The organism is Massilia sp. Root133 (assembly GCF_001426525.1).
GTDB classification, from domain to species: Bacteria; Pseudomonadota; Gammaproteobacteria; order Burkholderiales; family Burkholderiaceae_D; genus Telluria; species Telluria orientalis.
In genome coordinates this window covers 92,012-114,203 of sequence record NZ_LMEW01000012.1, presented here as the reverse complement: position 1 = coordinate 114,203, position 22,192 = coordinate 92,012, and the positions used below count along the sequence as shown (strand labels likewise).

General features: G+C 65.2%; 18 protein-coding genes. 7 read left to right on the top strand and 11 right to left on the bottom strand.

The features are described from left to right. Window positions 1–137: 137 nt before the first annotated feature. From prpF to prpB, 4 genes are all read right to left on the bottom strand, one after another. Complete coding sequence (gene prpF / locus ASD28_RS11210) at window positions 138–1,328, bottom strand: 2-methylaconitate cis-trans isomerase PrpF (protein WP_056127124.1); 1,191 nt, start codon at window positions 1,326–1,328, stop codon at window positions 138–140. 51 nt (window positions 1,329–1,379) lie between these two features. Continuing rightward, window positions 1,380–3,980, bottom strand: coding sequence for a Fe/S-dependent 2-methylisocitrate dehydratase AcnD (gene acnD, locus ASD28_RS11205; protein ID WP_056127123.1), 2,601 nt, complete (start codon window positions 3,978–3,980; stop codon window positions 1,380–1,382). 134 nt (window positions 3,981–4,114) lie between these two features. Beyond that, the gene (gene prpC / locus ASD28_RS11200; RefSeq protein ID WP_056127120.1) at window positions 4,115–5,275 is read right to left on the bottom strand and encodes a 2-methylcitrate synthase; all 1,161 of its coding nucleotides are present in this window, start codon (window positions 5,273–5,275) and stop codon (window positions 4,115–4,117) included. Window positions 5,276–5,286: 11 nt separating this feature from the next. Then, a complete protein-coding gene (gene prpB, locus ASD28_RS11195; RefSeq protein WP_056127118.1) occupies window positions 5,287–6,177 on the bottom strand; it encodes a methylisocitrate lyase in 891 nt (296 codons plus the stop codon). 227 nt (window positions 6,178–6,404) lie between these two features. On the opposite strand from prpB, the gene ASD28_RS11190 reads away from it, so the two are divergent. Next, the gene (locus ASD28_RS11190) at window positions 6,405–7,523 is read left to right on the top strand and encodes an alpha/beta fold hydrolase (RefSeq protein WP_056127116.1); all 1,119 of its coding nucleotides are present in this window, start codon (window positions 6,405–6,407) and stop codon (window positions 7,521–7,523) included. Between the two features lie 102 nt (window positions 7,524–7,625). On the opposite strand, the gene ASD28_RS11185 is transcribed toward ASD28_RS11190, so the two are convergent. Beyond that, on the bottom strand, window positions 7,626–9,293 hold the full coding sequence (locus ASD28_RS11185) for a cation acetate symporter (RefSeq protein ID WP_229412192.1): 1,668 nt from the start codon (window positions 9,291–9,293) through the stop codon (window positions 7,626–7,628). Beyond that, window positions 9,290–9,619, bottom strand: a complete 330-nt coding sequence (locus ASD28_RS11180) for a DUF485 domain-containing protein (protein WP_056127114.1) — start codon at window positions 9,617–9,619, stop codon at window positions 9,290–9,292. Before ASD28_RS11180 ends, ASD28_RS11185 begins: the two co-directional genes overlap by 4 nt. 168 nt (window positions 9,620–9,787) lie before the next feature. On the opposite strand from ASD28_RS11180, the gene prpR reads away from it, so the two are divergent. The 3 genes from prpR to ASD28_RS11165 all read left to right on the top strand — a co-directional run bounded on the left by prpR (window position 9,788) and on the right by ASD28_RS11165 (window position 14,115). Next, complete coding sequence (gene prpR / locus ASD28_RS11175) at window positions 9,788–11,401, top strand: propionate catabolism operon regulatory protein PrpR (protein WP_056127112.1); 1,614 nt, start codon at window positions 9,788–9,790, stop codon at window positions 11,399–11,401. A gap of 156 nt (window positions 11,402–11,557) precedes the next feature. After that, window positions 11,558–12,934, top strand: coding sequence for a cystathionine beta-synthase (locus ASD28_RS11170; protein ID WP_056127110.1), 1,377 nt, complete (start codon window positions 11,558–11,560; stop codon window positions 12,932–12,934). Continuing rightward, window positions 12,931–14,115 (top strand): PLP-dependent aspartate aminotransferase family protein, encoded by a 1,185-nt coding sequence (locus tag ASD28_RS11165; RefSeq protein WP_056127108.1) that lies wholly within the window; start codon window positions 12,931–12,933, stop codon window positions 14,113–14,115. Before ASD28_RS11170 ends, ASD28_RS11165 begins: the two co-directional genes overlap by 4 nt. Window positions 14,116–14,292: 177 nt before the next feature. Here ASD28_RS11165 and ASD28_RS11160 read toward each other — a convergent pair whose 3' ends face one another. From ASD28_RS11160 to clpS, 3 genes are all read right to left on the bottom strand, one after another. Continuing rightward, window positions 14,293–15,918: a methyl-accepting chemotaxis protein gene (locus ASD28_RS11160; RefSeq protein WP_082577443.1), complete on the bottom strand. Its 1,626-nt coding sequence runs from the start codon at window positions 15,916–15,918 to the stop codon at window positions 14,293–14,295. Between the two features lie 150 nt (window positions 15,919–16,068). Continuing rightward, window positions 16,069–18,369 (bottom strand): ATP-dependent Clp protease ATP-binding subunit ClpA, encoded by a 2,301-nt coding sequence (gene clpA, locus ASD28_RS11155; RefSeq protein WP_056127106.1) that lies wholly within the window; start codon window positions 18,367–18,369, stop codon window positions 16,069–16,071. Beyond that, window positions 18,366–18,668 carry an ATP-dependent Clp protease adapter ClpS gene (gene clpS, locus ASD28_RS11150; RefSeq protein WP_027864722.1) on the bottom strand — a complete coding sequence of 101 codons (303 nt, stop codon included), beginning with the start codon at window positions 18,666–18,668 and terminating at the stop codon, window positions 18,366–18,368. Before clpS ends, clpA begins: the two co-directional genes overlap by 4 nt. A 326-nt stretch (window positions 18,669–18,994) precedes the next feature. On the opposite strand from clpS, the gene ASD28_RS11145 reads away from it, so the two are divergent. After that, window positions 18,995–19,198, top strand: coding sequence for a cold-shock protein (locus ASD28_RS11145; protein WP_036165387.1), 204 nt, complete (start codon window positions 18,995–18,997; stop codon window positions 19,196–19,198). A gap of 129 nt (window positions 19,199–19,327) precedes the next feature. On the opposite strand, the gene icd is transcribed toward ASD28_RS11145, so the two are convergent. After that, on the bottom strand, window positions 19,328–20,581 hold the full coding sequence (icd, locus tag ASD28_RS11140) for an NADP-dependent isocitrate dehydrogenase (RefSeq protein ID WP_056128342.1): 1,254 nt from the start codon (window positions 20,579–20,581) through the stop codon (window positions 19,328–19,330). A 173-nt stretch (window positions 20,582–20,754) separates the two neighbouring features. Here icd and ASD28_RS11135 point away from each other — a divergent pair, with 173 nt between their 5' ends. Both ASD28_RS11135 and ASD28_RS11130 read left to right on the top strand, forming a co-directional pair. Continuing rightward, window positions 20,755–21,321, top strand: a complete 567-nt coding sequence (locus ASD28_RS11135; protein ID WP_056128339.1) for a pseudouridine synthase — start codon at window positions 20,755–20,757, stop codon at window positions 21,319–21,321. Between the two features lie 134 nt (window positions 21,322–21,455). Continuing rightward, window positions 21,456–21,671, top strand: coding sequence for a hypothetical protein (locus tag ASD28_RS11130; protein ID WP_056127104.1), 216 nt, complete (start codon window positions 21,456–21,458; stop codon window positions 21,669–21,671). Between the two features lie 202 nt (window positions 21,672–21,873). Here ASD28_RS11130 and rpsT read toward each other — a convergent pair whose 3' ends face one another. After that, window positions 21,874–22,140, bottom strand: a complete 267-nt coding sequence (gene rpsT / locus ASD28_RS11125) for a 30S ribosomal protein S20 (RefSeq protein ID WP_036237481.1) — start codon at window positions 22,138–22,140, stop codon at window positions 21,874–21,876. Window positions 22,141–22,192 lie beyond the last annotated feature (52 nt).

Genomic DNA, 22,192 nt, shown 5'->3' with positions numbered 1-22,192 from the left:
CGATCCATCCCTCTGTCCCTAGCGCGCCTATTGACAAGGCGCTATGTCGATTTTTGGATGGATCATAGCCGAAAACCCACCTGATTTATCGTTCGGGAAAGATGAATTTCCGCGTGTGACGCGGCGCAGCAACGGTCTCAGAAGGCGTCGCCCGGCACGCGCACCCAACCTTCCATCAGCACGCGCGCACTGCGGCTCATCACCGCCTTCTTGACGATCCAGTCGCCGTCCTCCTGGCGCGCCTCGGCGCCCACGCGCAAGGTGCCGGACGGATGGCCGAACCGCACCGCCTCGTGCGCCCTGCCGCCCGCGGCGAGGCTCACAAGCGTGCCCGGGATCGCGGCCGCCGTGCCGATGGCGACGGCCGCCGTGCCCATCATCGCATGGTGCAGCTTGCCCATCGACAGGGCGCGCACGAGCAGATCGATGTCGCCCGCCTCCACCTGTTTGCCGCTCGACGCGGTATAGGCTGCCGGCGGCGCGACGAACGCCACCTTCGGCGTGTGCTGGCGGCGCGCGGCTTCCTCGACGTGCGCGATCAGGCCCATGCGCATGGCGCCGTAGGCACGGATCGTCTCGAACATCGCCAGCGCCTTCGGGTCGCCGTTGATCGCATCCTGCAGCTCCGTGCCCGTGTAGCCGATGTCGGCGGCGTTCACGAAGACGGTCGGGATGCCCGCGTTGATCAGCGTCGCCTTCAGGGTGCCGACACCAGGCACCTCCAGGTCGTCGACCAGGTTCCCGGTCGGGAACATCGCGCCGCCGCCCTCCCCTTCTTCGGCCGCGGGGTCCATGAATTCCAGTTGGACCTCGGCCGCCGGGAACGTGACGCCATCGAGCTCGAAGTCGCCCGTCTCCTGCACCTGCCCGTCCGCGATGGGCACGTGGGCGACGATCGTCTTGCCGATGTTGACCTGCCAGATGCGCACGACGACGGTCCCGTTGTCGGGGATGCGCGCGGGATCGATGAAGCCGTTGGCGATGGCGTACGGGCCGATCGCGGCCGACAGGTTGCCGCAGTTGCCGCTCCAGTCGACGAACGGCTTGTCGATGGCGACCTGGCCGAACAGGTAGTCCACGTCGTGGCCGGGACGGGAGGACGGCGCGACGATCACGGTCTTGCTCGTGCTGGACGTGGCGCCGCCCATGCCGTCGATGTGCTTCGCGTACGGGTCGGGGCTGCCGATCACGCGCAGCAGGAAGTTGTCGCGCGCCTCGCCCGGGACTTGCGCGGCTTCCGGCAGGTCTTGCAGGCGGAAGAACACGCCTTTGCTCGTGCCGCCGCGCATGTAGACGGCGGGGATTTTGATTTGGGGTACGTGAGTCATGAGTGTTGTCCCTAGCCCGTCGTCCCCGCGAAGGCAGGGGCGACGGTGTTTTTATGCCGCGACTTTGGAAGACGCGAGGAAGTCCTGCGCAAACCGCTGCAGCACTCCACCCGCCTCGTAGATCGACACTTCTTCGGCCGTGTCGAGACGGCAGATCACCGGCACCTCGACCGTTTCGCCGCTGCGGCGATGGATGACCAGCGTGAGGGTCGCGCGCGGCGTGCGCGCGCCCACGACGTCGAACGTCTCCGTGCCGTCGATCCCGAGGGTGAGGCGCGTGGTGCCCGGCTGGAATTCCAGCGGCAGCACGCCCATGCCGACGAGGTTCGTGCGGTGGATGCGTTCGAAGCCTTCGGCCGCGATGGCTTCCACACCGGCCAGCCGCACGCCCTTCGCGGCCCAGTCGCGCGACGAGCCCTGGCCATAGTCGGCACCGGCGATCACGATCAGCGGCTGCTTGCGCTCCATGTACGTCTCGATCGCTTCCCACATGCGGGTCACGGTGCCTTCCGGCTCGATGCGCGCGAGCGAACCGGCACGCACGCTGCCGTCCGGGTTGCGCACCATCTCGTTCTTCAGCGTCGGATTCGCGAACGTGGCGCGCTGCGCCGTCAGGTGGTCGCCGCGGTGCGTCGCGTACGAGTTGAAATCCTCTTCCGGCAGGCCCATCTTCGCGAGGTATTCGCCCGCGGCGCTGTTCAGCATGATCGCGTTCGACGGCGACAGGTGATCCGTCGTGATGTTGTCGCCCAGGACCGCCAGCGGACGCATGCCGGTCAAAGTACGCTCACCGGCGAGCGCGCCTTCCCAGTACGGCGGACGGCGGATGTAGGTGCTCATCGGGCGCCAGTCGTACAGCGGCGCCACGGCACCGTCTCCGCCTTCGCGGCGCGCGAACATGATGTCGTACACCTTGCGGAACTGCTGCGGCTTCACGGCGCGCTCGACGACGGCGTCGATCTCCGCATCGCTCGGCCAGATGTCCGCGAGGCGCACCGGCTTGCCGTCGGCATCGATGCCCAGCACGTCCTTCTCGATGTCGAAGCGGATCGTGCCCGCGATGGCGTACGCGACGACGAGCGCCGGCGACGCGAGGAACGCCTGCTTCGCATACGGGTGGATGCGGCCGTCGAAATTGCGGTTGCCCGACAGGACCGCGGTCGCGTACAGGTCGCGCTCGACGATCTCCTGCTGGATCGCCGGGTCCAGCGCACCGGACATGCCGTTGCAGGTGGTGCACGCGAAGGCGACCACGCCGAAGCCCAGCTTTTCGAGTTCCGGCAACAGCCCCGCTTCCTCCAGGTACAGCGGCACGGCCTTGGAGCCCGGCGCGAGCGACGACTTCACCCACGGCTTGCGCGCGAGCCCGCGTGCGTTCGCGTTGCGCGCGATGAGACCTGCGGCCACCATGTTGCGCGGGTTGTTCGTGTTCGTGCAGCTCGTGATGGCGGCGATGATGACGGCGCCGTCGGGCATCTTGCCCGGCTCGTTCTCGACCGTACCCGTGATGCCGTGCTGCGCCAGCTCCGACGTCGCCACGCGCTTGTGCGGGTTCGACGGGCCGGCGATGTTGCGCACGACGGTCGACAAATCGAAGCTCAGCACGCGCTCGTACTGCGCGTGCGCGAGCGTGTCGGCCCACAGGCCCGTTTCCTTCGCATACAGCTCGACCAGTTTGACCAGGTCGTCGTCGCGGCCCGTCAGCTTCAGGTACTTGATGGTTTGCTCGTCGATGGCGAACATCGCCGCGGTCGCACCGTATTCCGGCGCCATGTTGGAAATCGTCGCGCGGTCGCCCAGCGTGAGATTCGCGGCGCCTTCACCGTAGAACTCGAGGTAGGCGGACACCACTTTCGACTTGCGCAGGAATTCCGTCAGCGCCAGCACGATGTCGGTCGCGGTGATGCCGGGGCCCGGCTTGCCGGTCAGCTCGACGCCGACGATGTCCGGCAGGCGCATGTACGACGCGCGGCCCAGCATGACGCTTTCCGCTTCCAGGCCGCCGACCCCGATCGCGATGACGCCCAGCGCATCGACCATCGGCGTGTGCGAGTCGGTGCCGACGAGCGTGTCGGGGAATGCCACGCCATCCTTCACCTGCACGACGGGGCTCATGCGCTCCAGGTTGATCTGGTGGAGGATGCCGTTCCCCGGCGGGATCACGTCGACGTTCTCGAACGCCTTGCGGGTCCATTCGATGAAGTCGAAGCGGTCCTCGTTGCGGCGGTCCTCGATGGCGCGGTTCTTCGCGAACGCGTCCGGATCGAAGCCCCCGCATTCGACGGCGAGCGAGTGGTCGACGACGAGCTGCGTCGGCACGACGGGATTCACGAGCGCGGGATTGCCGCCCTCCTGTGCGATGGCGTCGCGCAGGCCGGCCAGGTCGACGAGGGCCGTCTGGCCGAGGATGTCGTGGCAGACGACGCGCGCGGGGAACCACGGGAAATCGAGGTCGCGTTTGCGCTCGATGATCTGCGTCAGCGACGGCACCAGCGCGACGGGATCGCAGCGGCGCACGAGGTTTTCGGCCAGCACGCGCGAGGTGTACGGGAGCGTGTCCCAGGCGCCGGGCTGGATCTCCTCGACGGCGGCGCGCGCGTCGAAGTAATGGAGGTTCGTGCCGTGCAGGGGCTTGCGATAATGGCTGTTCATTTTGCGACTCCGTAGTCCGCGGCCCTGGCACTGTCTTCCCCGCGAAGGCGGGGATCCAATTTCAGTCCGCCGGTACGCGACGTAATTGGGTTCCCGCCTGCGCGGGAACGACGGTGTTCGGGCCGCATGTATGTTTACTTGCGCTCGGCCAGCGGCACGAAGGTCAGGTCTTCCGGACCGACATAGTTCGCGCTCGGGCGGATGATCTTGTTGTCGATCCGCTGCTCGATGATGTGCGCGGACCAGCCGGACGTGCGCGAGATGACGAACAGCGGCGTGAACATCGCCGTCGGCACGCCCATCATGTGGTACGAGACGGCCGAGAACCAGTCGAGGTTCGGGAACATCTTTTTCACTTCCCACATCACGGATTCGAGGCGCTCGGCGATGTCGAACATCTTCATCGAGCCGGCGCTTTGCGACAGCGTGCGCGCCACTTCCTTGATCACCTTGTTGCGCGGGTCGGAGATCGTGTAGACCGGGTGGCCGAAGCCGATGACGACTTCCTTGTTCGCCACGCGGTTGCGGATGTCGGCTTCCGCCTCGTCCGCGTTCTCGTAGCGCTTCTGGATGTCGAGCGCCACCTCGTTGGCGCCGCCGTGCTTCGGACCGCGCAGCGCGCCGATCGCGCCCGTGATCGCGGAATAGATGTCGGAACCGGTGCCGGCGATGACGCGGCCGGTGAACGTCGACGCGTTGAACTCGTGTTCCGCGTACAGGATCAGGGACGTGTGCATCGCCTTGACCCACTCGTCGGACGGCTTGAAGCCGTGCAGCAGGTGCAGGAAGTGGCCGCCGATCGAATCGTCGTCCGTCTCCACGTCGATGCGCTTGCCATTATGGCTGTAGTGGTACCAGTACAGCAGCATCGAGCCGAACGACGCCATCAGGCGGTCGGCGATGTCGCGCGCGCCGGCGATGTTGTGGTCGTCCTTTTCCGGCAGCACGCAGCCCAGCACCGACGCGCCCGTGCGCATCACGTCCATCGGATGCGCGCCGGCCGGCAGCGCTTCCAGCGCGGCCTTCACGGCGTGCGGCAGGCCGCGCAGCGATTTCAGCTTGGCCTTGTAGCCGCGCAGCTCCGCCTCGTTCGGCAGCTTGCCGTGCACGAGCAGGTAGGCGATTTCCTCGAACTCGCTGTTGCCCGCCACGTCCAGGATGTCGTAGCCGCGGTAGTGCAGGTCGTTGCCGGAGCGGCCCACGGAGCACAGGGCGGTATTGCCGGCGGCGACGCCGGACAGCGCGACGGATTTCTTCGGTTTGAAGGTGGGCGTATCGGTCTTCACGTCGGTCATTTGCGTCTCCTTTATTTGGATTTATTCTGGGCGAACAGAGCGTCGAGCTTCTGTTCGTAGCTGTGGTAATCGATGCGCTCGTACAGTTCGGCGCGGGTCTGCATCGTGTCGACGACGTTCTTCTGCGTGCCGTCGCGGCGGATGGCTTCATAAACGTTTTCCGCGGCCTTGTTCATCGCGCGGAACGCGGACAGCGGGTACAGCACGATGTCGACGTCGGCACCGCGCAGCTCGTCCACGGTGAACAGCGGCGTCGCGCCGAATTCCGTGATGTTCGCGAGGATCGGCACCTTGACCGCCTTCTTGAACTGCGCGTACATCTCCAGGCTCGTGATCGCTTCCGGGAAGATCATGTCGGCGCCCGCCTCCACGCACGCGACCGCGCGCTCGACGGCTTTGTCCAGACCCTCGACGGCCAGCGCATCCGTGCGCGCCATGATGACGAAGTTGTCGTCGGTGCGCGCGTCGACGGCGGCCTTCACGCGGTCGACCATCTCGCCCTGGGTGACGATTTCCTTGCCCGGACGGTGGCCACAGCGCTTGGCGCCGACCTGGTCCTCGATGTGGCAGGCACCCGCGCCGGCCTTGATCAGCGAGCGGACGGTGCGCGCGACGTTGAACGCCGACGAACCGAAACCGGTGTCGATGTCGACGAGCAGCGGCAGGTCGCACACGTCGGTGATGCGGCGCACGTCGATCAGCACGTCTTCGAGACCGGAGATGCCGAGGTCCGGCAGGCCCAGCGATCCGGCCGCGACGCCGCCGCCCGACAGGTAGATCGCACGGTAGCCGGCCCGCTTGGCGAGCAGCGCGTGGTTGGCGTTGATGGCGCCGATGACCTGCAGCGGATGTTCTTCCTGGACGGCCTGGCGGAATTTGGCGCCGGCGGATTGTTGGCTCATGTCCTACCCTTTCATGATGCGTTCTGTGATGGTGGCCTATGGGATTGCAAGGACCGTGCCACTCACGCGGCAGCCTAGACAGCCCGGATATTCAAGGGGTTGGGTGGTTCGCCCGGTCATGACACGTTTCATCGCGTTTCAAAATGAAACAGTGTTGACACATCGAACGAAACTGAACACACTGCGCGCGACCCGCCACCACCACATCGACAAAGACGAGGACCACCATGTTAAAACGCTCATCCAGGCTGTGCGCCGCGCTGCTGGCCGGCCTGTCCATCACCACGTCCGCCGCCGCTGCCGGCCCGGACAGCCGCGCGGAAGCGGTGAACATCATCGCCGGCATGCGCCGCATCGTCACGCCGCAAGGCATCGAACAGACACGGGCAGTACGCATCGGCGGCATAGCCCAATGGATCAGCGTGCGCGGCACGGACCGGCGCAATCCCGTGCTGCTGTTCCTGCACGGCGGCCCGGGCTATGTCGCGATGCCGACGAGCTGGTATTTCCAGCGCGGCTGGGAAGAATATTTCACGGTCGTGCAATGGGACCAGCGCGGCGCCGGCAAGACGTATGCCGCCAACGACCCGGCGCAGATCGCCCCCACGATGACGCGCGCCCGGATGCTGGCCGACGCCGAAGAGATGGTCGCGTTCCTGCGCAAGGAATTCGGCAAGGACCGCATCTTCGTGCTGGGCCACTCGTGGGGGTCGTCGCTCGGCATCCAGCTCGCGCAACGCCATCCGGACTGGCTGCACGCGTACATCGGCATCGGCCAGGTCACGGATGCGATGGAATCCGAACGGCGCGGCTGGCGGTACACAATGGACGCGGCGCGCAAGGACGACAACCAGGACGCGATCCGCGAACTGGCCTCGATCGCGCCGTATGCCGCGCCGGGCAAGCCGCTCGTGCTGAAGGATCTGTACCTGCAGCGCAAATGGCTCGCGCGCTACGGCGGCGCCGTGTACGGCCGGACAGGGTTCGACGCCGAATCGGCGGCCGCGAAGCTGGCGCCGGAATACACGGATGCCGACCTGAAGACCATGTGGGACGGCACGGAGTTCTCGTCCAGCCGCATGCTGACGGACGTGCTCGCGCAGGACTTCAGCGTCTACACGACCTTCCGCTGTCCCATCGTGATCTTCAACGGCCGTCACGACTACAACGTGTCGGCATCGGCCACGGCGGAATGGTTCGACAAGGTGAAGGCGCCGGCCAAGCAGCTCGTGTGGTTCGAGGACTCGGCGCACGAGATCTTCAACGAGGAGCCGGGCAAGACGCTGGTCTCGCTCGTGAAGTATGCGCGGCCGTTCGCCGAGAAGGCCGGCGACGTGGCGCCATGAACGAAAAAACCCGCACGCGGGTGCGTGCGGGTTCGTGAGACAGCAGCCGTAGGGTGGGCATTTGGGGCCGGGGGCCCCAAATGAGACGTGCCCACGTTCACATCAGTGTGCCGATGCCGTTGCGGCGCCGATACCGGTTTCCGAACGCACTTCCTGTGCTTCGTAGCCGGCCTTGTCGATGGCGGCACGCGGGCTCTTGTCGGTGACCGAGAACAGCCACACGCCGACGAAGCCGACGGTCATCGAGAACAGCGCCGGCGACGTGTACGGGAAGATCTCGTGCGCATTGTGGAAGACGTCGACCCACACGGACTTCGACAGCAGCGTCAGGATGACGGCGGTTCCCAGGCCCAGGAAGCCGCCCACGGTCGCGCCGCGGGTGGTGCACTTGCTCCACAGGACGGACATGAACAGCACCGGGAAGTTGGCCGAGGCCGCGATCGCGAAGGCCAGCGAGACCATGAAGGCCACGTTGATCTTCTCGAACACGATACCCAGCAGCACGGCGGCAATGCCCAGGAAGACCGTCGTGATCCGCGACACGCGCAGTTCGCTGCCCGGGGCCGGCTGGCCCTTCTTGACCACGGTGGCGTACAGGTCGTGCGACACGGCCGAGGCGCCGGACAGGGTCAGGCCCGCCACGACGGCCAGGATCGTTGCGAACGCGACGGCCGAGATGAAGCCGAGGAACACGTCGCCGCCGACGGCGTTGGCGAGGTGCACGGCCGCCATGTTGTTACCGCCCAGCAGCTTGCCGGCAGCGTCCTTGAACGCCGGGTTCGTACCGACCAGCACGATCGCGCCGAAGCCGATGATGAAGGTCAGGATGTAGAAGTAGCCGATCCAGGTGGTTGCCCACAGCACCGACTTGCGCGCTTCCTTGGCGCTCGGGACCGTGAAGAAACGCATCAGGATGTGCGGCAGGCCGGCGGTACCGAACATCAGGGCCATGCCGAACGAGATGCCGGAAATCGGATCCTTGATGAAGCCGCCCGGGCCCATGATCGCATCCTTCTTGCTGTGCACTTCGACGGCCTTGGCGAACAGCGCTTCCGGGCTGAAGTTGTACAGGGCCAGCACGGAGAACGCCATGAACGTGGCGCCGCCCAGCAGCATCACGGCCTTGATGATCTGCACCCAGGTCGTGGCGGTCATGCCGCCGAACAGCACGTAGACCATCATCAGCGCGCCCACGATCACGACGGCGATCCAGTAGTCCAGGCCGAACAGCAGCTTGATCAGCTGGCCGGCGCCGACCATCTGCGCGATCAGGTAGAACAGCACGGTGACGAGCGTGCCGGAGGCCGCGAACATGCGGACCGGCTTCTGCGCGAAGCGGTAGGCGGCCACGTCGGCGAACGTGAAGCGGCCCAGGTTACGCAGGCGCTCGGCCATCAGGAACGTGATGACGGGCCAGCCGACGAGGAAGCCGATCGCATAGATCAGGCCGTCGAAGCCGTTGGCGAACACGGCCGCGGAAATGCCGAGGAACGATGCGGCCGACATGTAGTCGCCGGCGATCGCCAGGCCGTTCTGGAAGCCGGTGATGCCACCGCCGGCCGTGTAGAAGTCGGAGGCGGAACGGGTGCGCTTGGCGGCCCACTTCGTGATGAACAGGGTGAAGATCACGAACCCGACGAACATGATGATCGCGGTCCAGTTGGTGGGCTGTTTCTGTGCCTGGCCCAGGTCGGGCGCGGCAATGACGGCGCCGGTGGCGGCCAGCAGCGCGGCGGCGGCAGCGCTCTTCATGAGGGACGTGTTCTTCATGCGCGCACCTTGTCCTTGCCCGAAGCGGCGTTACGCTGGATGGCGTCGGTCAGCGCGTCGAATTCGCTATTGGCGCGGCGCACGTAGATGCCGGTGACCGCGACGGTGAACAGGATCACGAACAGCCCCAGCGGCACGCCCCACGACATGACGCCGGCACCGATCTTCGAGGCCATGAACTGCTTGTCGAAGGCGTTGAGCAGCGTGAAGCCGTAATACACGATCATCACGGCCCAGGTCAGCAACCAGCCGTAGCTGGAGCGCGATTTGACGAGCTTTTGGTAATTCGGGTCTGCTTTGACCCGCTGGACGATGTCATCTTCCACTTTTGTCTCCAATCTTCTAGTAATGCGCCGCTCAGGTTGACGGGCTGGTATCGATCCTAAGTGGGCCGCCTTACCCGATTCTTACGGCTCGCCGAAATGTTTGCGCCCAACCGTTTCAGCGTGAAACCGCGTTGAAACATGCGTTGCACATTCATGTACACTTGCAACATGAGTTACCCGACCCGTCCCGCGCCCGCGCCGGACCAGGGCCCCGGCAAGCCCGTCATCTGGACGGTCTCCGTGTCGCGCCTGTCCGACCTGTTCCGCCACATCACGCCGGAATACGACCACCTGGCCCAGATCGAACCGCTGCACCTGGGCTTCGACGAGGCCGCGCGCCACATCCGGGAACGCATGGCGACGGAACACTGCGACGTCGTGATCGCGGCCGGCTCCAATGCCGCCTACCTGAAAGGACGCGTGTCGGTGCCGGTCGTCGTCGCGACGGCGAGCGGTTTCGACGTCATGCAGGCCCTCGCGCGCGCGCGGCGCATGTCGGCGCGCATCGGCCTCGTCCACTACCAGCGTCCCATGGCGGAACTGGCCGAGTTCGCGGCCACGTTCGGCCTCGCCGTCGAACAGCGCACGTACGTCACGGAAGACGACGCGCGCGCCAGCATCGCCGAGTTGAAAGCCGCGGGCGTCGAGGTGATCGTGGGCGCCGGCCTGATCACCGACCTGGCCGAGGAAGCGGGCCTCAAGACGGTGTTCGTGTACTCGCTGGAGTCCATCCGGCGCGCGTTCGACGACGCCCTCGAGATGGCGCGCCTGACCCGTCTCGAAAGCGGACGCGGACGGCGCGTGGCCGCCACCGACAGCCGGCGCGCGCGCCGCGGCCTGGCCGACCTGCGCGGAGACTCCGCCGCGATGGAGCGGCTGCGCCAGACCGTCGTGCTGTACGCGCGTTCGCCGGCGACGGTGCTGATCCAGGGCGAGACGGGCAGCGGCAAGGAACTCGTCGCCCAGGCCATCCACCGCGAAAGTCCGCGGCGCGGCGCGAACCGGCCGTTCATCGCCGTCAACTGCGGCGCCATCGCCGAGTCGCTGCTGGAATCGGAACTGTTCGGCCACGAGGAAGGCGCGTTCACCGGCGCGCGCCGCGGCGGCCACGCGGGCCTGTTCGAGGCGGCGGACGGCGGCACGCTGTTCCTCGACGAGATCGGCGAAATGCCGCTCGCGCTGCAGACCCGCCTGCTGCGCGTGCTCGAGGAACGCGAAGTGATGCGCGTGGGCGGCACGCGCCCGGTGCCCATCGACGTGCGCGTGATCAGCGCGACGCACTGCGACCTGGAAGCGAGAGTCCGCGAGGGGCGCTTCCGCGCCGACCTGTTCTATCGCCTGGCCGTGTTGCGCCTGTCCCTGCCCCCGCTGCGCGCCCGCCCGGAGGACGTCCCGCAACTGGCCGAGTGGGCACTGAAGAACGCCCTCGCCGCGCTGAGCGCCCGGCCGCATCCGAACCTGGCGGCCGAGATCGCGGCGTGCGCCCCGCTGTTGCAGGCCTATGCCTGGCCGGGCAACGTGCGCGAACTGCGCAACCTGATGGAACGCCTGGCGCTGTTCCTCGCCGCCGAGCCGCTGCAGGCGCTGACGCCCGCGTTCTTATTGTCGGTGGCGCCGGAGCTGGGGACGCTGCCGTCGATCGCTCCGGTGGCGGCGCCTTCTCCGGCCGGGGAAAGCCTGGCCGACGTCCTGGCCCGCTTCGACGGCCAGCGCGACGCGGCCGCACGCTACCTGGGCATCAGCCGGACGACGTTGTGGCGCAGGCTGAAGGCGGGATCTTAGGTCGTCGGGTTAGTTGTCGGTTTAATGCGGCCCAACCCACACGCGCGGGAAAAACCGTATTATCATTTTTTTACTACGGCCTGGCGCCCGACCGGTGCCAGCTTCCCGGCTGCGCCGCCCATGAGGTGGCGCACCGCCCGTCCGCACGGAGGCAATATGCAAGACTTGTCGCAAGCTGCACTGTTTTCGCTGATCGGCAACACCCCCATGGTGGAGGTCACCCGCATGGACACGGGCCCCTGCCGCCTGTTCCTCAAGCTGGAATCCCAGAACCCCGGCGGCTCCATCAAGGACCGCGTCGGCCGCGCCATGATCGAGGCGGCGGAACGCGACGGCCGCCTGCAACCCGGCGGCACCGTCGTCGAGGCCACGGCGGGCAACACGGGCCTCGGCCTCGCGCTCGTCGCCCGGATCAAGGGCTACCGCGTCGTGCTCGTCGTGCCCGACAAGATGGCGTCCGAAAAGATCCTGCACCTGAAAGCCCTCGGCGCCGAGATCCACCTGACCCGCTCCGACGTCGGCAAAGGTCACCCCGAGTACTACCAGGACTACGCGGCGCGGCTCGCGCGCGAGATCCCCGGCGCCTGGTTCGCCGACCAGTTCAACAATCCCGCCAACCCGACCGCGCACGAAACCACCACCGCGCCGGAGATCTGGGACCAGATGCGCCACGAGCTGGACGCCATCGTCGTGGGCGTCGGCTCGTCCGGCACGTTGACGGGCCTGTCGCGCTTTTTCGCGCGCGTGCAGCCGGACCTGGAATTCGTGCTGGCCGATCCGCAGGGCTCGATCCTGGCCGACTACGTCAAGACCGGCAAGGTCAGCGACGTCTCCGGCTCCTGGGCCGTCGAGGGCATCGGCGAGGACTTCATCCCGTCCATCGCCGACATGTCGCGCGTGAAGACGGCCTACTCGATCAGCGACGAGGAGAGCTTCAACACGGCGCGCGAACTGCTGCGCCAGGAAGGCATCCTGGCCGGTTCGTCGACGGGCACCCTGCTCGCGGCCGCGCTGCGTTACTGCCGCGCGCAAACGACGCCCAAGCGCGTCGTGACCTTCGTCTGCGACACGGGCACGCGCTATCTGACCAAGGTGTACAGCGACGGCTGGATGGTCGACCAGGGCCTGCTGCACCGTCCCCGCACGGGCGACCTGCGCGACCTGATCGGCCGCCGCTTCGACGACGGGGAAGTCATCACCGTGTCCCCGACCGACACCCTGCTCACCGCCTTCAACCGCATGCGCAGCGCCGACCTCGCGCAGATGCCCGTCGTCGACAACGGCAAGCTCGTCGGCCTGATCGACGAGTCCGACCTGCTGCTGCACGTGACGAGCGACCGGGAACACTTCAAGGCACCGGTCTCCGGCACGATGACGTCCGACCTGCAGACCCTGGCGCCGTCCGCCGGCATGCAACAGCTGCGCGACATCCTCGACCGGGGCCTCACCGCCGTCATCGTCGACGGCGACCGGTTCTATGGGCTGATCACCCGCTTCGACCTTCTCAACCATCTGCGCAGGACACTCACGTGAGCCACCAAGACGACAACCACCAACGCCACATCGCCACGCGCGTCATCCACGGCGGCCAGGCGCCCGACCCCACGACGGGCGCCGTGATGCCGCCCATTTACGCGACGTCGACCTTTGCCCAGGAAAGCCCGGGCGTGCACAAGGGCCTGGACTACGGCCGCTCGCACAACCCGACCCGCTGGGCGCTGGAGCGCTGCGTGGCCGACATCGAAAGCGGCGGCGCCGCCTACGCGTTCGCGTCCGGCCTCGCGGCCATCGCGGCGGTACTCGAACTGCTGCCGGCCGGCTCGCACATCGTGGCCGGCGACGACATGTATGGCGGCACCTACCGGCTGTTCGAGCGCGTGCGCCGCGTTAGCAGCGGCCACGAGTTCACGTACGTCGACCTGACGGACCCGCTCGCACTCGCGAACGCGCTGCGCCCGGAAACGAAGATGGTATGGGTCGAGACGCCGACGAACCCGATGCTCAAGCTGGCCGACCTGCACGCGATCGCGCAGCTGTGCCGCGAGCGCGGCGTGATGACGGTGTGCGACAACACGTTCGCGAGCCCCATCAACCAGCGCCCGCTGGAACTGGGCATCGACATCGTCGTGCACTCGACGACGAAGTACATGAACGGCCACTCGGACGTGATCGGCGGCATTGCCGTCGTAGGCGGCCATGCGCACCAGCAGGCATGGCGCGAACGCCTCGGCTTCATCCAGAATGCCGTCGGTGCGATCCAGGGCCCGTTCGACAGTTTTCTCGTACTTCGCGGAATCAAGACGCTGGCCTTGCGCGTGGAACGCAGCAACAGCAACGCGCTCGACCTGGCGCATTGGCTGCAGGGCCAGGCCAGGGTGCGCCACGTCTACTACCCGGGCCTGGCGTCGCACCCGCAGCATGAACTGGCGCGGCGCCAGATGCACGGCTACGGCGGCATCATCTCCATCGACCTCGACACCGACATCGCCGGCGCGCGCCGCTTCCTGGAGCAGTGCGAGATCTTCACGCTGGCCGAGAGCCTGGGCGGCGTCGAGAGCCTGATCGAGCATCCGGCCATCATGACGCATGCGACCATTCCGGCGGATCAGCGGGCGAGGCTGGGGATTGGGGATGGGTTGATCCGGTTGTCGGTCGGGATCGAGCATGTGGAGGATCAGCGGGCTGATCTGGCGCGGGCGCTGGCCGCTATCTGAAAAACCGTCGCCCCCCCCGCAGGCGGGGGCCCAATTTGCACACTACTCGACAGCGCACTTTGAAAAACCGTCGCCCCCCGCGCAGGCGGGGGCCCAATTTGCACGCTACTCGACAGCGCACGCAGGACTTGGGTCCCTGCCTTCGCAGGGACGACGTCGATCAGTGTCGCGGGTTACTTAAGCGTACGCGGGTACTGGCAACGCCAGTCCCCGCTCGTCCTCGCTCTCGTCAACGAACACGTGACGTGCGACCTCGTTGCCGCGCACCCGGAACGTCGACACCACATCCGTCAACTCCTCCGCCTGCGCCCGCATCGTGGCCGCGGCAGCCGCCGCCTGCTCCACCATTGCCGCATTCTGCTGCGTCGCCTCGTCCATCTCGGCGATGACGCCGCGCACGCGGGCGATGCCGGCCGCCTGCTCGGAGCTGGCGCCGTCGATCGCGTGCAGCAGATCGGCCACCTGCTGCACGCGGTCGAGGATCTCGCGCATCGTGTCGCCCGCCGCGCTGGCGATGCCGGCGCCGGACGCGATGGCGAGCGTCGACTCGGCGATCAGGTTCTTGATTTCTTTCGCCGCCGATGCGGAATGCTGGGCCAGGTTACGGACTTCGCCCGCGACGACCGCAAAACCGCGGCCCTGCTCGCCCGCGCGCGCCGCTTCGACGGCCGCGTTCAGCGCGAGGATGTTCGTCTGGAACGCGATCCCGTCGATCATCGCCGTGATGTCGCCGATGCGGGCAGCCGACTGGCGGATCGTTTCCATGCGCTCGACCATCTGCCCGACGGCGCCGGCGCCGTCCTTGGCGACACCCGATGCGGCCAGCGCGAGCCCGTTCGCGTCGTGGGCGTTGACGTGGTTCTGTTCGACGGCCTCGGTCAGGTCGGCCATCGCCTGCACGGTCGCATGCAGGCTGCGCGCCTGCGCTTCCGTGCGGTGCGACAGGTCGCTATTACCGGCCGCGATCTCGGCCGACGCGCCGTCGATCATGCGGGCGCTGTCCAGCACTTTCACGACCGTGGCCGAGACGCCGTCCGTCATGTGGTTCAGTGCATCGAACAGGCGCCCGATCTCGTCGCCGCGCGCATGCTCGATGGTGGCGGACAGGTCGCCCGTCGCGACGCGCTCTGCCAGCACGACGGCATCCTGCAGCGGCGTCACGATGCTGCGCGTGAGCAGCCAGCCGGCGGCGCAGCCGACCAGCAGCGCGGCCAGGCCGAACGCGGGCAGCAGGACGCGGCTGAGGGCGAACGCCTGTGCGGACGTGGCCGCCAGCGCGTGCGCCTCGCGGGTCTGCCATGCGAGCAGCGCGTCGAGGGCTTGCGTGTAAGCGTCGAAGGTCGTGGCCAGCTCGCCGGACGCCAGTTGCTCGACCTCCTGCGTCTTGCCGAAGTCCTTCGCCTGGAACACCTGCTTGCGGACGTACACGTAGGCCGCCTTGCGTTGTGCGACGGCGGCGATCAGGGCGCGCTCGTCCGGCACGGCCGGCAGCGCGCCCAGCTTCGCCTCGAGCGCGGCCGCGTTCTTTTCGCCCTGCTGGAGCATGGACTGGAAGTAGTCGCCCGCCTCGAGGCTGTCGCTGCGGGCAATGGCCACGGCGCGCACGCCGTTCAGGCGCGTGACGCCCAGCAGCTCGGCCGTCAGCTGTTGGCGGGCAAGCTTGTTATTGACGAGATCGTTTGTGATCGCGTCGGCGGCATGCATGCGCCACAGCGCGACGAGGGAAATGATGACGATGGCAAGGGACACCACGGCAAAGGCGCCGATGATCTTGGTGCCGGTGGAGAGCTGTGCGAGTCGCATGGGCTATGTCCGGAAGGGAGGGATGCGACCGATGATACAAATGCCGTATGACAACAAAATGACTATGTGTGACACCCATGCATTCTTTTGTGACATGGGCATGACGAAAAAAAAGCCCGCACGAGGCGGGCTTTTCATCAGAGCGATCGGTTATTCGATCTCGACGGTCTCGACGGGCTCCGGCGGCGGCGGGACGTCGCCTTCCGGGAACTCGAGGAACACGTCGTCCTTCTCGTTCAGGTCGACCGTGACACGGCCACCGTTCACGAGACGGCCGAACAGCAGTTCGTCGGCCAGCGCCTTGCGGATCATGTCCTGGATCAGGCGCGACATCGGACGCGCACCCATCAGCGGGTCGAAACCTTTCTTCGCGAGGAACTTGCGCAGTTTCTCGGTGAAGACGGCTTCCACCTTCTTCTCGTGCAGCTGCTCTTCCAGCTGCATCAGGAACTTGTCCACGACGCGCAGAATGATGTCCTCGTCCAGCGCGCGGAAGCTGATGATCGCATCCAGGCGGTTGCGGAACTCAGGCGTGAACATGCGCTTGATGTCGGCCATCTCGTCGCCCTGCGCCTTCGAATCCACGAAGCCCACCGAACGCTTGGTCAGGCTTTCCGCACCTGCATTCGTGGTCATGATGATGATCACGTTGCGGAAGTCCGCCTTGCGGCCGTTGTTGTCGGTCAAGGTGCCATGGTCCATCACCTGCAGCAGGATGTTGAAGATGTCCGGATGGGCCTTCTCGATCTCGTCCAGCAGCAGCACCGCATGCGGCTTCTTGGTGATGGCCTCGGTCAGCAGGCCGCCCTGGTCGAAGCCGACGTAGCCCGGCGGCGCACCGATCAGGCGCGACACGGCGTGGCGCTCCATGTACTCGGACATGTCGAAACGCACCAGCTCGATGCCGAGGATGAACGCCAGCTGCTTCGCGACTTCCGTCTTGCCGACGCCGGTCGGACCGGAGAACAGGAACGAACCGATCGGCTTGTCCTGCTTGCCGAGGCCGGCGCGGGCCATCTTGATCGCGGCCGACAACGCTTCGATGGCCGGGTCTTGCCCGAACACGACATTGCGCAGGTCGCGGTCGATCGTCTGCAGCTTGCTGCGGTCGTCCTGGTTGACGGTCTGCGGAGGAATCCGCGCGATCTTCGCGATGATGTCCTCGATCTCGGTCTTGCCGATGGTCTTCTTCTGCTTCGACTTCGGCAGCACGCGCTGGGCCGCACCCGCTTCGTCGATCACGTCGATCGCCTTGTCCGGCAGATGACGGTCATTGATGAAGCGAGCAGCGAGCTCGGCCGCGGTCGACAGCGCCGACGCCGAATACTTCACGCCATGGTGCTCTTCGAAGCGCGACTTGAGGCCGCGCAGGATCTGCACGGTCTGCTCGACCGACGGCTCGTTCACGTCCACTTTCTGGAAGCGGCGGCTCAATGCGTGATCCTTCTCGAACACGCCGCGGAATTCCGTGAACGTGGTCGCGCCGATGCACTTCAGCTGGCCGTTCGCGAGGGCCGGCTTGAGCAGGTTCGACGCGTCGAGCGTGCCGCCCGATGCCGAGCCGGCGCCGATGATCGTGTGGATCTCGTCGATGAACAGGATGCCGTTCGGCGTGTCCTTGAGCTGCTTCAACACCGCCTTCAGGCGTTGCTCGAAGTCGCCGCGGTACTTGGTGCCGGCCAGCAGCGCGCCCATGTCCAGCGAATACACGACGGCATTTTGCAGGATCTCGGGCACGTCTTCCTGGACGATGCGCCATGCCAGGCCTTCGGCGATCGCGGTCTTGCCGACGCCGGCCTCGCCCACGAGCAGCGGATTGTTCTTGCGGCGGCGGCACAGGATCTGGATCACGCGATCCACTTCTTCTTCGCGCCCGATCAGCGGATCGATGCGGCCGTCGGCGGCAGCCTTGTTCAGGTTCGTGGTGAACTGATCCAGCGGGCTTTCCTTGGCCTGGCCTTCGACCTGCGCTTCTTCCACGCCCTCCGACGCCTTCTGGCTGTCGATCTGCTGGTCCTTGCGCACGCCGTGCGAGATGAAATTGACCACGTCGAGACGGGTCACGCCCTGCTGGTGCAGGTAGTAAACGGCATGCGAGTCCTTCTCGCCGAAGATCGCCACGAGCACGTTCGCGCCGGTGACTTCCTTCTTGCCGTTCGACGCCGACTGGACGTGCATGATCGCGCGCTGGATCACGCGCTGGAAGCCCAGCGTCGGTTGGGTGTCGACTTCGCCGGTACCCGGCACGGTCGGAGTGTTATCGCCGATGAAATTCGTCAAGGTCTTACGCAGGTCTTCGATATTGACCGCGCACGCACGCAGGACTTCAGCGGCCGACGGGTTGTCGAGCAACGCCAGCAGCAGGTGTTCGACCGTGATGAACTCGTGCCGAGCCTGCCGCGCTTCGACAAAGGCCATGTGTAGAGATACTTCCAATTCCTGCGCAATCATACTTCCTCCATCACGCACTGCAGGGGATGGCCTGCCTTGCGCGCATGCGTTAATACAAACTCCACTTTGGTACACGCTATATCTTTGGAAAACACGCCGCACACCCCTTTACCATGGCGGTGTACAGAAAGCATGATCTGCGTCGCCGTCTCGCGATCCTTGTTGAAGTACTCCTGGATGATGGCGACCACGAACTCCATCGGCGTGTAGTCGTCATTGAGCAACGCCACCTGATACAAGGGAGGTGGCTTGACTGTCTGCCGCTCCAGCAGCTGTTCGGTATCGTGCTTGGTTGCCATAGGGGTATTCTAAATTGCTTTCGATCTTCGTGTGTGCGGAAACTAACGCTCAAGGTAATCCCATTTGCTTTCCATCTTACGCGTTTTCCAGTTGGAGCGCAGATGGCGGTTCCATTGCGAAAATCAAGAGCTTGATTTTCAGCCACTATGTCATTTTTTACAACGCGTGTTCAAAACCGCTTGACTTACGAGATTCTTGCGCCAACAATGCAGTTATTGACATGTACTTATGTACTTGTTGATAAGAAGTGAGCAGGCTGAGGAGGGGGCAAGAAGCTTCTTGCTTTTATGGCTCGTGTGATTTGTTTTTAATCGAAGGTTATTTTATGGCAACAGGTACTGTTAAGTGGTTCAATGATTCCAAAGGTTTTGGCTTCATCACCCCTGATGACGGCGGCGAAGATTTGTTCGCGCACTTCTCCGCGATCAATATGAACGGTTTTAAGACCCTCAAAGAAGGTCAAAAAGTCCAATTCGAAGTCACGCAAGGCCCGAAAGGCAAGCAAGCTTCTAACATCGTCGGCGCGTAAGCACCCTCCGGAAGCAAAGAACCCCGCTTCGGCGGGGTTTTTTTTGGCCCGCCGCCACGCATCATCCCTCTCCTGCAAAAAAAAGCCCCGTACGCATACGGGGCTTGATCTGCGTCAATAAGACTGCGCTTACATATTCTCGATCATTACGTCGCCGAAGCCCGAGCACGACACCTGCGTCGCCCCTTCCATCAGGCGCGCGAAGTCGTAGGTGACGCGCTTGGACGCGATCGCCTTTTCCATCGAGCTGATGATGAGGTCGGCCGCTTCCGTCCAGCCCATGTGGCGCAGCATCATCTCGGCCGACAGGATCAGCGAACCCGGGTTCACGTAATCCTTGCCCGCGTACTTGGGCGCCGTGCCGTGCGTTGCTTCGAACATCGCGACGGAATCGGACATGTTCGCGCCCGGCGCGATGCCGATGCCGCCGACCTGGGCCGCCAGCGCGTCCGAGACGTAGTCGCCGTTCAGGTTCAGGGTGGCGATGACGCTGTACTCGGCCGGACGCAGCAGGATCTGCTGCAGGAAGGCGTCCGCGATCGAATCCTTGACGACGATGTCCTTGCCCGTGCGCGGGTTCTTGAACTTGCACCACGGGCCGCCGTCGACCAGCTCGGCCCCGAATTCGCGTTGCGCCAGCGCATAGCCCCAGTCGCGGAAGCCGCCTTCCGTGTACTTCATGATATTGCCCTTGTGGACAATGGTAACGGACGGCTTGTCGTTGTCGATCGCGTACTGGAGCGCCTTGCGCACGAGGCGTTCCGTACCTTCGCGCGACACCGGCTTGATGCCGATCGCGGAGGTTTCCGGGAAGCGGATCTTGCGCACGCCCATCTCGCGGGTCAGGAATTCGATGACCTTCTTCGCCTCGGCCGACTCGGCGGCCCATTCGATGCCCGCATAGATGTCTTCCGAGTTCTCGCGGAAGATCACCATGTCCGTCTTGTGCGGCTCGCGCAGCGGGGACGGCACGCCATTGAAGTAGCGCACGGGACGCAGGCAGACGTACAGGTCGAGTTCCTGGCGCAGCGCCACGTTCAGCGAGCGGATGCCGCCGCCGACCGGCGTCGTCAGCGGGCCCTTGATCGACACGACATACTCGCGCACGCAGTCCAGCGTTTCGGTCGGCAGCCAGACGTCCGGGCCATACACCTGCGTCGACTTCTCGCCGGCAAACACTTCCATCCACGCGATCTTGCGCTGGCCGCCGTATGCCTTTGCGACGGCCGCGTCGACGACCTTCAGCATCACCGGGGTGATGTCGACGCCGGTGCCATCGCCTTCGATATAGGGGATGACCGGCTGATCGGGGACGCTCAGCGAGAAGTCCGCGTTGACGGTAATCTTTTGACCATCGGTAGGTACTTTGATATGTTGATACATCATGTTCTCCGAAGTGGGCACGCGGCGGCGGCGGACCGCCAGGACTGCGATCTCCATTAGAATAGTGGGCTGGCCGTCGTCTTGTCTAAGACGCAACACTGACACAACATTATGCACCAGTATTGATCGCGACGGGCCAGAGGCTCGCTATTTTGCTCCAAAATCCATCCTTCATGTCCCTCATCCTGTTCAATAAACCCTTCCAGGTGCTGTGCCAGTTCTCGCGCGAGGACGAGCGCGCAACCCTTGCCGACTACCTCGACATCCCGAACATCTACCCCGCCGGCCGGCTCGACGCCGACAGCGAAGGCCTGATGCTGCTGACGGACGACGGCCGCCTGCAGCACCAGATCGCCCATCCGGACCACAAGGAAGCGAAGACTTATCTGGTGCAACTGGAGGGAGTCGCCGACCGCGCCACCCTCGACCGCCTGCAGGCCCCGATCGACCTGGGCGACTTCGTCACGAAACCGTGCCGCGCCACGCTGATCGCGGCGCCGGAATGGCTGTGGCCGCGCAACCCGCCCATCCGCGTGCGCCAGGACAAGCCGACCAGCTGGATCGCGATCACGCTCGAAGAGGGGAAAAATCGCCAGGTGCGCCGGATGACGGCCGCCGTCGGCCTGCCCACATTGCGCCTCGTGCGCTCGAGCATCGGGCCGTTTTCGCTGGCGACGCATCCGCTGATGCCCGGCGAGTGGATGGAAGTGCCGGCCGCTGCCGTGGGCGGCAAAAGCTGACACGCTTGAGGCAGATCAACCTTTCCAAACGTTAATGTAGAACGGGCAGAAAACTGTCAACCGGCAATTCCGAGGCACCGTTAAGGGGACAGATTCACCGTTGTGGATCACCTTCTTCTTTAAAGGAACTCGAAATGTCCAAACTGATCGCTGGCCTGGTTGCTTCCCTGTTCGCCGTTTCCGCTTTCGCCGCCACCCAGGCCGCGGCACCGGCAGCTGCCGCTCCGGCTGCATCGACCACGGCCGAGCAGCCCGCCGCTCCCGCAAAGAAAATGAAGAAACACCACAAGAAGGCCAAGAAGGCCGCAGCAGCGGACGCAGCCGCTCCGGCCGAGCCGGCAGCGAAGTAAGCGCCTCGCCGCACATCCAGGCAGCCTGCGGGCTGCCTTTTTTTATGTCTATTTCCCAAAACCGGGGTCAGACCCCGGTTTTTGGCAACAGGTCATAGGCAACGGGCTTTGGAAAACAAAAAACCCGCCGGACGCAAGTCGGGCGGGTCTTCATCACGCTCAGCGCGCGACCAGGGCCGCGCGGGCGTTGCTGTCGGGTGTATTAAGCCGACAGGGCCTTGATGGCGGCAGCCAGGCGGCTCTTGTGGCGAGCGGCCTTGTTCTTGTGGATGATTTTCTTGTCAGCGATGCTGTCGATGGTCGACACGGACTGCTGGAAGATTTGCGAAGCAGCGGCCTTGTCGCCAGCCTGGATGGCCTTTTTGACGGCCTTGATTGCGGTACGCAGAGTCGAGCGCTGAGCCGAGTTGTGTGCGTTTTGCTTGACTGCTTGACGAGCGCGCTTGCGCGCCTGTGCGGTATTTGCCATGGAATTTCCTAATCGGGGTCAAGTTGCGTTTGCAAACATTCAAACCGGCCCA